Origin of the sequence: Fructobacillus apis, assembly GCF_023893635.1 — a bacterium.
Lineage (GTDB): Bacteria > Bacillota > Bacilli > Lactobacillales > Lactobacillaceae > Fructobacillus > Fructobacillus apis.
Genome location: NZ_JAMWYK010000002.1, coordinates 1 through 11,563, shown reverse-complemented (window position 1 = coordinate 11,563; position 11,563 = coordinate 1). Strand labels below are relative to the sequence as shown.

Genomic DNA, 11,563 nt, shown 5'->3' with positions numbered 1-11,563 from the left:
ATGCTTAGAAATCACTTTAAATTTGGGGGCCAAGCATGAAAATTGGATTGTTTACGGATACTTATTTTCCGCAGGTTTCTGGTGTTGCAACCTCCATTCAAACCTTAAAAGACGCTTTAGAAGAAGCCGGTCATTCGGTTTATATTTTTACAACGACTGACCCCAAGGTGGGCAAGGACGAGTACGAAGAAAACATCTACCGTTTTTCTTCCCTTCCTTACTTCGGGTTCAAGGACCGTCGGTTGACCTTCCGTGGCTTGATTCAAGCCGTTGACATCGCCCGCGAACTGGACTTGGACATCGTCCACACGCAAACTGAGTTCTCACTTGGTTTGATTGGAAAGTACGTGGCCCGTCGCCTGAAGATTCCGGCCATCCACACTTACCACACGCAGTACGAGGACTACACGCACTACGTGGCGAAGGGGATGCTCCTTCGGCCATCGGCAGTCTCCCACTTGGTGAAGGCTTATTTGAAGTCCATGGACGGGGTGATTGCCCCATCCGAACGCGTGAAGGAAAGCCTCCTTTTCTACGGCGTTGACGATATTCCAATCCCGGTTATCCCAACCGGAGTTGCTATGAAGGAACTGGGCGAAGGTTCCGTTGATTTGCACGCCAAGTACAACATCGAACCCGGCACGCCCGTGATCTTGTCACTGGGACGTCTGGCCTTCGAAAAGAACGTGGCCATGACGATTTCGGCCTTTTCCGAAGTGCTCGAACACGTGCCAAACGCCAAGCTCTTGATTGCAGGGGATGGTCCCGCCAAGAAGTCCTTGCAAGAACAGGTTGAAGACCTCGAATTGCAGGACGCGATTATCTTCACGGGGATGATTGACCACGACGAAGTAGCCAACTACTATAAGCTGGCTTCTGTTTTCGTCTCCTCATCGGACTCCGAAACACAGGGGCTTACTTTCATTGAAGCCCTCGCATGCAACCGTCCCTTCGTTGCCATCCACTCGCCTTACCTCGACCAGCTGGTCACGGATTCAGCGATTGGAACGTTGGTCGACGACTACGACGAGTTCTTAGATGCGATGCTCAGCTACCTGAAGCGCCCGCTGTCCGAGCAGGATGAGGCAGTGCGTCAGCACGCTGTGAAAAACGTGGACGCGCAGACATTTGAGGCCCGCGTCTTTGACTTTTACGAAGAAGTCATCAATAACTACCAACGAGACGAACAAGCAGACGATTCCGACCAGCTAAACGATGACGAAATCGGTTATATCAAGCGACTCTTACGGAATCCTTTTAGGAGAAACTGATTTGAAAGTTCTGTTATACTTCGAAAATCAAAACTTAATCGCCCAGTCCGGTATCGGGCGTGCCTTGCGTTTGCAGCAGGCTGCACTCGGTCCCATCAAGGACGTGACCGTCACGACCGACCCGAAGTGTGAAGACTTTGACGTCTTGCACATCAACACCTACGGTGTGATGTCCATGTACATGGTTAAGAAGGCCCAGAAGATGGGAAAGAAGGTCGTTTACCACGCCCACTCAACCTACGAAGACTTCCGGAATTCCTTCTTTGGTTCCAACTTGATGGCGCCCCTGTACAAGAAGTACTTGATTGCCTTGTACAAGCAAGCCGACGCCCTGATCACGCCCACGCCATACTCCAAGTCGCTCTTGGAAAACTACGGGCTGACCCAACCCATCTACCCGGTTTCAAACGGAATTGATTTGACGAAGTACGAACCCGACGAATCAAAGATTCAACTCTACAAGGACTACTTTGAAATCAAGGACGACGAAAAGGTCGTGATGTCCGTTGGCCTCTTCTTCGAACGCAAGGGGCTCTTTGACTTCATCGAGCTTGCCAAGCGTCACCCTGAAATCACCTTCATCTGGTTCGGCCACACGAACATGGCTTTGGTGCCACAAAAGGTGCGCTTTGCCATCGAACACGCGCCAAAGAACCTGCGTTTCCCTGGTTACATTTCAGGGGACATTATCAAGGGGGCCTTTGCGGGTGTCGACTTGTTCTTGTACCCATCCTTTGAAGAAACCGAAGGAATCGTGGTCTTGGAAGCCTTGGCTTCCAAGCAGAAGCTCTTGGTTCGCGACATTCCGGTCTATGACGGCTGGTTGAAGGACCAGGAAAACTGTTACAAGGCAAAGGACGTCGACGACTTTGACCAGCAGATGGATGCCATCTTGGCTGGAGACAAGAAGGACTTGACGGACGCCGGCTACGACGTCGCAAAGTCCAAGGATTTGCACCAGGTTGGTCAAATCTTGGACGACGTTTACCGTGCGGTTGTAAACGAAAAGACCCTGCCCGTTGACGAGCATGGATCGGTCACTTTGGACTGGTCAGAAAACCAATCCTAAGGAGCGCATATGAAGTCACGTCGTAATCAAATCTCAGCATTAATCGTCCTTCTCTTAACCGGAATCACGGTTTACTATTTGACCAACGAACTCTCAGGTCGCGGCAAGCAACTGGAAGAAGCCTTGAAGGTCTTGGACTGGCGCTACCTCTTGGGTGGCCTCTTCATGATGATACTGTCCCTTGTTTTGGAAGCCTTTGCGACTCACGCCTTGCTTTCGGACGAGGACCAAAAGGACACTTCATGGGGAACACTCATGCGAGTCCCTTTGATGAACCAGTTAGGTGTCGGCTTGACGCCCTTTGCCACCGGTGGACAGCCGGCTCAGCTCTGGGGCTTGACCCGGGGAAACATCCCGGCCTCCCGTGCCTTGTCCGTCATCTTGATGAAGTTCTTGGTTTACCAAATTGTCGTGGTGTTGTTCTTCTTGGTGGGGGACTTTGCCGCCGAGAACTTCATCTACGAAAACGTGAACCCGGCCTTTGCCACGTTCATCCCGTTTGCCATCGCCATTCACGCGGTGGTCATCCTGGGCATCCTCTTGGTCATGTTTTGGCCAACGCTTTCCTTGAAAGTCGTCGAGGGTGGTGCTAAATTAATCTCAGGGTTAATTAAGAGCGAAAAGGTCGAAAACTTTAAGGAAGCCAGTCGACAAAAGATTTTGTCTTTCCACGAGGAATCAAAGCGGGTCATTAAGTCCACAAAGTCCTTGTTCATCGCAACGGTCTACACGGGCCTGCAGCTCATCGCTTTGTACGTGGTGCCTTACTTTGTCATCCGGGCCTTCGGCTATCAAGACGCCAACCCCTGGTTGATCATCGCCATGAACATCATGATCATCATGGTGATTTCACTCTTCCCAATCCCCGGTGGGGTTGGGGGAGCGGAACTGTCGTTCCAGCTCCTCTTTACGCCATTCGTCAAGAACCCAGCAACGCTTGTTCTGGTCATCTTGATCTGGCGCTTGATTACCTACTATTTTGCTTTATTCGCCGGAATTTTGGCTTACGTCATTCCGACTAAAGAACAACGAAGAAGGAAGTCATGACCGAAGAAAACAGTCAATTGGAATCAATTTTGAAGCGGCTCTTTGCCATGGAAAAGGCGTCCGACGGACGCTATCAAAGCCGACGCTTTGACCTATACGGCCTGGAGTTGCTGAAGGTCACCTACGACCAAGAAAACCAGGATTGGGACATTTTGGACCACCGGTTGAAAAAGCATTACCACTTTGACGATGTCGACCTGGTCGCCATTGAAATCTTCGATCTCTTACGTGATGTACAGTTGACCTTTTAAGGTCTCTTTTTATGAGGAACCACTTATGATGGCTAAATTTTTAGCAGAAACAAGAAAACAGTTTTCGAAACTGACCGTTTTGAAGGAAAAGTCCTTTTGGACGACCTTAACCGGTTTTTTCCTGATTAACGTCATCTTGGTCTGGTTGAAGACGTACGTGAACTACCACTTCAACTTCAACCTGGGCGCAACGGGTGCTTTGCAACAGTTCTTGCTCGTTTTGAACCCCATTCCAACGACCATTATCCTGTTGGGAATCGCCCTTTACTTCCGTGGTAAAGTCGCCTACTTCCTCATTTGGTTGATGAACTTAATTCAAAGTGTCTGGCTCTTTGCAAACATCTTGTACTACCGGGAATTCTCGGACTTCTTGTCCTTTGGAATCCTCGGTTCCGGTTCATCGACCGGAAACAACCTCGGCAAGTCCATCGCGGCCATTATTAAGCCAACGGACTTCCTGGTTTACCTGGACTTAGTTGTCATCGCCGTCTTGCTCTTGATCAAGTTCTGGCCAATGAGCAAGAAGGGATTGAAGAAGCGCTACGCCTTTTTGACCACTTGTTTGGGAATCGCGCTCATGTTGGTGGACTTCGGAATTGCCTCCGTTGACCGTTCCGACCTCTTGACGCGTTCCTTTGACAACAACTACATCGTGAAGTACTTGGGACTAAACGAATACGCGGCCTTTAACGCCGTCCAAACCAAGAAGCAGTCGGATTCCCGTAAGGAAGCCACGGCAAAGGATTTGAACAAGGTTAAGGCCTTCTTGGCACAAAACGACATTCCCGCCAACGCTTCCTACTACGGAACGCAAAAGGGAAAGAACGTCTTCATGATTCACTTGGAGTCCTTCCAACAGTTCTTGATTGACTACAAGGTGAATGGTCAAGAAGTGACGCCAAACTTGAACGCCTTCTACCACGATCAAAGCACGTTGTCCTTTGACAACTTCTACAACCAGGTCGGACAGGGGAAGACCTCCGATGCCGAAATGATGCAGGAAAACTCCCTGTACGGTTTGGCCACGGGTTCTGCCATGACGAAGTACGGAACGGCTAACACCTTCGAAGCCATGCCGGCCATCTTGGGTCAGCAGGGCTACACGTCGGCTGCCTTCCACGGTGACGTTTCGACCTTCTGGAACCGAAACAACACCTATAAGTCCTTTGGGTACAACTACTTCTTCTCAAAGGATTACTATCCAAACGCCGATAACCCAAACTACTCCGTTGGTTACGGGTTGAAGGATAAGATTTTCTTGAAGGATTCCGCTCAGTACATCGAGCAGTTGCCACAACCGTTCTACGCGAAGTTGATTACGGTTACTAACCACTACCCATACGGTTTGGATAAGCAAAACATCGACTTCCCAGCCACGGAAACGGGTGACTCAACCGTCGACGGTTACGTGCAAACGGCCCACTACTTGGATCAGTCCTTCGGTGAATTGATGGACTACTTGAAGAAGACCGGTCTGTACGACAACTCGACCTTCGTCTTGTACGGCGACCACTACGGAATCTCTGAAAACCACAAGCCAGCCATTGCTAAGTTGCTTGGTAAGGACTCCGTGAACAACAATGACTTGGCCAACTTCCAGAAGGTGCCATTCATGATTCACGGAACCGGTTTGCAGGGGGGAATCAACCACACCATCGGTGGTGAAATCGACATGATGCCAACGTTGCTTCACCTCCTAGGTGTTTCAACGGACGGTATGACGTTGTTCGGACACGACTTGTTGTCCGCGCAAAACCAGCAGACGGTTGTCTTCCGGAACGGGGACTGGGTCACACCAACCTACACGAAGTACCGCAACGAATACTTCGATACGAAGTCTGGTCAACAGGTCTTCATGAAGGATAACCCAGCGCTCCAAGCCACGGCTAAGCGGACGCAAACCTATGCCGACCAGTCGCTTTCTTACTCTGACAAAGTCATTACCGGGGACTTGCTGCGTTTCGACAAGTCACGCTTGAACTTCACCAACGTGAACAAGACTTCTTACGACTACAACAAGAAGAAGGCGTTGAAGGCATTGCAACAAAACCAGCAATCCAACCCAACGTCCTTGTTGAAGCAGAAGGGTGGCCAGTCGACGGTTAACGATTACCAGACCGACGCGCCTGAACTGAAGAATAATTAAGCTTTTAATTGAACAAAAACGAACAGAACATCTGTTCGTTTTTGTTCTTTTTGTTATAATGGAGAAAGTGACTTTACATTGAAAGGGGAGTACCATGGTGGAACCAAAACGCAAAGATGAACAGTTTGACGTTGTTTCCAAGTACCAACCAACCGGTGATCAGCCAAAGGCGATCAATAAGTTGGTCGACGGCTTGAAGAAGGGCGTTAAGGAACAAATCTTGCTCGGGGCAACCGGAACGGGAAAGACCTTCACGATTTCAAACGTGATTGCCCAAAACAACAAGCCGACGCTGGTGCTCTCCCACAACAAGACCCTGGCTGGACAACTCTACTCCGAGTTGAAGGAATTCTTCCCGAACAACGCGGTGGAATACTTCGTGTCCTACTATGACTACTACCAGCCAGAAGCCTACGTGCCATCTTCTGACACGTTCATTGAAAAGGATTCCGCCATCAACGACGAAATCGACCAGTTGCGAAACTCCGCAACGGCTTCTTTGTTCGAGCGAAACGATACCATTGTTGTCGCTTCGGTATCCTCGATTTTCGGGCTGGGTGACCCCCACCAGTATAAGAGCCACGTGATTTCATTGCGTGTCGGCGAGGAGTACGGGCGAAACCAGTTGATGCACGACCTGGTGGATGTGCAATTCGCCCGGAACGACATCGACTTTCAACGTGGTACCTTCCGCGTGCGAGGGGATGTTATTGAAATCTTCCCATCCTCTCAAGACGAGTTGGCCATGCGCGTCGAGTTCTTCGGGGATGAGATTGACCGGATTCGCCAGATTAACGCGCTGACCGGTCAGATTGTGTCCGAAAAGGACTACGTGGCCATTTACCCTGCCAAGCACTTCATGACCGACGACGAACGGATGAAGGAAGCATTGACCGGTATCCGCGAGGAAATGGACGAGCGCTTGAAGGAACTCGAGGGTGAGGGCAAGCTGCTCGAAGCCCAACGGCTCCGCCAGCGAACTGAATACGATTTGGCCATGCTTCAAGAAATGGGCTTCACGCCTGGAATTGAAAACTATTCCCGTTGGATGGACGGTCGCAAGGAGGGCGAGGCGCCCTTTACGCTGCTTGATTTCTTCCCCGACGACTTCTTGATTGTCGTGGACGAAAGCCACGTGACGATGCCGCAGGTCCGCGGAATGTACAACGGTGACCGTGCTCGTAAGCAAACGCTTGTCGACTACGGTTTCCGTCTACCATCCGCCTTGGACAATCGGCCTTTGCAGCTGCCGGAATTTGAGGACCACGTCAACCAGATTATTTACATGTCCGCAACGCCGGGTGACTACGAACTCGAGAAGGTGCCAAAGGAAGACGTCGTCGAGCAGATTATCCGACCAACCGGACTACTCGACCCTGAAATCGAAGTGCGTCCCGTCATGGGTCAGATTGATGACCTGGTCGGCGAGATCAACAAGCGCATCGAAAAGGACGAGCGTGTCTTCATCACGACGCTGACGAAGCGGATGTCAGAAGATTTGACCGACTACCTGAAGGATGTCGGAATCAAGGTCGCCTACCTGCACTCCGACATCAAGACGCTGGAGCGAACGAAAATTATCCGCGAGCTGCGTCTGGGAAAGTACGACGTACTGGTTGGAATCAACCTGTTGCGTGAGGGAATCGACGTGCCGGAAACTTCCCTTGTTGCCATCTTGGATGCCGACAAGGAAGGGTTCTTGCGTAATCCGCGCTCCCTTATCCAGACAATCGGACGTGCGGCTCGTAACGCCAACGGTCACGTGATTATGTACGCGGACAAGACCACCAAGGCCATGCAGGCTGCCATCGATGAAACGGCCCGTCGTCGTGAAATTCAGATGGCTTACAACGAGGAACACGGCATCACGCCGATGACCATCAAAAAGGACATCCGTGACCTGATTTCATCGTCAAAGCCAGCCGAAGTCGAAGAGTCCGTGGACTTGACCGAAGTGGACTTCGCCGACCTGCCAAAGGCCGACCAGACCGATATTCTGGAGAACTTGGCCAACCAAATGAAGGCTGCCGCCAAGGAGCTGGACTTCGAAACGGCCGCGAAGGTTCGCGACAACATCATGAAGTTAAAGAAGCAAGCGGGCCGCTAGGGGATTTTGCTAGAGAAGCGAAACCTCAGGGCCTCACGGGCTTAGCCGCCCATTGGGCGGCGTTTTCACAAATTAAAACAAAGCTGCAAAAGCAGGCTGGTGGACCACACCAACCAGCAAGATTTAAAAGTCGGCAACGGCTTTTTTGCTAGGAGAGGATCGAATGGCAAAGAACAACATTGAAATTCGCGGCGCACGCGCCCACAACCTAAAGAACATCGACGTCGACATCCCAAAGGGGTCGCTCACCGTCGTCACGGGACTGTCTGGTTCCGGTAAGTCATCGCTCGCCTTCGACACGCTCTACGCCGAAGGACAACGTCGCTACGTCGAATCACTTTCATCCTACGCCCGGCAATTTCTGGGCCAGATGGACAAGCCTGACGTCGACTCGATTGAAGGGCTCTCACCAGCCATTTCCATTGACCAGAAGACCACGTCCAACAATCCCCGTTCCACGGTTGGAACGGTAACCGAAATTGCGGACTACTTCCGTCTGCTCTTCGCCCGCGTTGGAAAGCCCGACGACCCCAAAGACGGCACAAAGATCATGCAGACCATCGACCAAATGGTCGACTACGTCCAAAAGACGCTGCCCGAAGGCACGCGCTTACAAGTCTTTGCGCCCATCATTGAAGGCGTCAAAGGGACTCACCAAAAGGCCTTTGAAAAGATGCAAAAGCAGGGTTACCTCCGCGCCAAAGTCGACGGCGAAGTTATCGAACTCGACCAGCAAGACGACCTCGCCCTCGAGCGCAACAAGAAGCACGACATCGCCGTCTTAGTCGACCGTGTCGTGATGCGTGAAGGCTCCCGCTCCCGTCTCTTCGATTCCATCGAAGCGGCCACGGGCCTCGCCAACGGATTGGTTGTCATGGAACCCGTCGTTCGTGACCCTGAAGAAGAAGCGCCGGCCCCCATCCGGATGTCTGACCACTACCTCGGGGAACTGAGCCACTTCCGTCCAGGACGTTTGGAACCACGCCTGTTCTCATTTAACGCGCCTGACGGGGCCTGCCCAGTCTGTCAGGGACTCGGTGCCAACCAAGAAGTCGACATCGATTTGGTCGTTCCAGACGACGAGAAGACCCTGAAGCAGGGTGCCATCGCCCCTTGGAACCCCATCTCTTCCAACTACTATCCTGAAATGCTATCCCAGTTCTGTGAACAGTTCGGCATTCCAGAAGACGTGCCCTTCAAGGACTTGAAGAAGGAACAACAAGACATGGTCTTGTACGGTTCCGGTGACAAGGACTTCCACTTCCACTTCCAAAACGACTTCGGTGGCGTTCGTGACGTCGACCAGCCGTTTGAAGGGGTGATGAACAACATCGACCGCCGCTTCAAGGAAACAAACTCCGATTTCACCCGCGACACGATGGCCCAGTACATGACAAAGCTCACTTGTCCGGCCTGTCACGGGTACCGTTTGAACCCGGCGGCTTTGTCCATCAAAGTCGGGGGTAAGAACATCGGTGATGTTTCCAACTGGCCGGTCGACGAGGAATTGGCATTCTTCCAGAACCTCGAACTCGGTCAACAGGACACCGAAATCGCTCAACCAATTTTGAAAGAGATTCGTGACCGTCTTGGTTTCCTGTCCTCCGTTGGTTTGGACTACCTGACGCTTTCGCGTACCGCTTCCACCCTTTCCGGTGGAGAAGCGCAGCGTATCCGTTTGGCCACCCAAATCGGGGCCAACCTTTCCGGTGTGCTCTATGTTTTGGACGAACCTTCCATCGGTTTGCACCAGCGTGACAACGACAAGTTGCTCGCTTCGATGCAAGCCATGCGTGACCTCGGCAACACGCTTGTTGTCGTCGAACACGACGAGGACACGATGAACGCCGCCGACTACCTCATTGACGTTGGTCCCGGTGCCGGAAGCCTCGGTGGAAAGATTATGTCCGTTGGAACCCCCGAAGAGGTCGCAAAGGATCCGAACTCTTTGACAGGGGAGTACCTCTCCGGAAAGAAGTTTATCCCGGTTCCAAAGACACGCCGCAAGGGGAACGGTGAGGAAATCATCGTTCGCGGTGCCAAGGAAAACAACCTGAAGAACGTGACGGCCAAGTTCCCACTTGGTAAGTTCGTCGCCGTGACCGGTGTTTCTGGTTCCGGTAAGTCAACCTTGGTCAATAGCATCCTGAAGCGTGCGTTGAAGCAGAAGCTGAACAAGAACTCCAACAAGCCGGGTGCCTTCCGTAAGATTGAAGGGGTCGAAAACGTCGAACAAGTTGTCGACATCGACCAGTCACCAATCGGTCGTACACCGCGTTCCAACCCGGCAACCTACACGGGGGTCTTCGACGATATTCGCTCACTCTTTGCCGAAACCAACGAAGCCAAGCTCCGTGGTTACTCCAAGGGGCGTTTCTCCTTCAACACGAAGGGTGGACGTTGTGAGAACTGTCGTGGTGACGGTGTCATCAAAATTGAGATGAACTTCCTGCCCGACGTCTACGTCGACTGTGAAGTGTGTCATGGAACCCGCTACAACTCCGAAACGCTCGAAGTGACGTACAAGGGACACACCATCTCCCAAGTTTTGGACATGACGGCCGAAGAAGCCCTGGACTTCTTTGCCCCAATTCCTAAGATTGCACGCCGCTTGCAAACGATTGTGGACGTTGGTTTGGGTTACGTAAAGCTCGGACAATCTGCCACGACCCTTTCTGGTGGTGAAGCGCAGCGGATGAAGCTCGCTTCAGAGCTCCACCGTCGCACGAACGGGAAGACGATTTACATCCTGGATGAGCCAACGACTGGTTTGCACGTGGATGACATCGATCGCCTGCTCCGCGTCTTGAATCGACTCGTTGACAACGGCAACACCGTAACGGTTATCGAACACAACCTCGACGTGATTAAGTCCGCCGATTGGTTGATCGACCTTGGTCCGGAAGGTGGTGCCGGTGGCGGGCGAATCATCGCCACGGGGACACCCGAGAAAGTCGCCAAGAGTGAGGAATCTTACACGGCTAAGTACCTCCGCGAAATCATGGACCGCGACATTGCCAGAGAAAAGGCCCAAAGCAAGTAAACATTGTTTTAAAAAAAGCAGCGCTCTTTTGGAGCGCTGCTTTTTGTTTTTATATAAAGAAAAAAACTTTGTATAACATTGAAAAAGGGCCTATTCATGGGGGTTGAAAGGGTGTATGATTTGGGCGAATTAGGGTTCTTGTTAACTGTCATTTTTCCTGCAACACCACGGGAGGGCGCGGACATGATCACGTTAACGGCATACCACGGCACATCCAAAAAGAACGCTGCCAGGATTTTGAAGGAGGGCTTCATCAATGATGCGGATTCGAACGAAACGAAGGCAGAACTAGCTCGCTATCCCAACGACTTGGGGCGGGGAGTGTACGGGTATGTGGATGAAAGTTTCCAGTCCGACGTCTGCTACGTTTAGTCGGCGGTGGAGAATGCACGCCAGTATGCGAGAGATTTCCATAAAGTGAGCACCCAAGAGATCGCCGTTTTGAAAATTGAAATAAAAGTTGAGGATGATAAGGCACTGATTTTGAATGATTACCAAACACGGAAATTGTTTGTTGGTTTGCAACGGCTTTTCATGGAAAAAGCGATTTCCGGCTCCTATGATTAAATTATGGACAAAAATGTTCGATATAATTTAATCATAGGAGCTTTTTATGCAAAAAATATCAC

8 protein-coding genes are annotated in these 11,563 nt (G+C 51.4%); all 8 read left to right on the top strand.

What is annotated here, in order from left to right; genetic code table 11:
- Positions 1-35 precede the first annotated feature (35 nt).
- Positions 36-1,271: a glycosyltransferase family 4 protein gene (locus tag NFX39_RS01815; protein WP_252442478.1), complete on the top strand. Its 1,236-nt coding sequence runs from the start codon at positions 36-38 to the stop codon at positions 1,269-1,271.
- A 1-nt stretch (position 1,272) separates the two neighbouring features.
- Positions 1,273-2,340, top strand: coding sequence for an LTA glycolipid anchor biosynthesis glycosyltransferase, IagA/BgsA family (locus NFX39_RS01810; protein WP_252442476.1), 1,068 nt, complete (start codon positions 1,273-1,275; stop codon positions 2,338-2,340).
- 9 nt (positions 2,341-2,349) lie between these two features.
- Positions 2,350-3,387 (top strand): lysylphosphatidylglycerol synthase transmembrane domain-containing protein, encoded by a 1,038-nt coding sequence (locus tag NFX39_RS01805; protein ID WP_252442474.1) that lies wholly within the window; start codon positions 2,350-2,352, stop codon positions 3,385-3,387.
- Positions 3,384-3,638, top strand: coding sequence for a DUF1797 family protein (locus tag NFX39_RS01800; RefSeq protein ID WP_252442472.1), 255 nt, complete (start codon positions 3,384-3,386; stop codon positions 3,636-3,638). Before NFX39_RS01805 ends, NFX39_RS01800 begins: the two co-directional genes overlap by 4 nt.
- A gap of 25 nt (positions 3,639-3,663) precedes the next feature.
- Complete coding sequence (locus NFX39_RS01795) at positions 3,664-5,784, top strand: LTA synthase family protein (protein WP_252442470.1); 2,121 nt, start codon at positions 3,664-3,666, stop codon at positions 5,782-5,784.
- 94 nt (positions 5,785-5,878) lie between these two features.
- The gene (gene uvrB, locus NFX39_RS01790) at positions 5,879-7,891 is read left to right on the top strand and encodes an excinuclease ABC subunit UvrB (RefSeq protein WP_252442468.1); all 2,013 of its coding nucleotides are present in this window, start codon (positions 5,879-5,881) and stop codon (positions 7,889-7,891) included.
- Between the two features lie 163 nt (positions 7,892-8,054).
- Positions 8,055-10,934: an excinuclease ABC subunit UvrA gene (gene uvrA, locus NFX39_RS01785; RefSeq protein WP_252442466.1), complete on the top strand. Its 2,880-nt coding sequence runs from the start codon at positions 8,055-8,057 to the stop codon at positions 10,932-10,934.
- A gap of 183 nt (positions 10,935-11,117) precedes the next feature.
- A complete protein-coding gene (locus NFX39_RS01780) occupies positions 11,118-11,306 on the top strand; it encodes a hypothetical protein (protein WP_252442464.1) in 189 nt (62 codons plus the stop codon).
- The last annotated feature ends 257 nt before the right edge of the window (positions 11,307-11,563 follow it).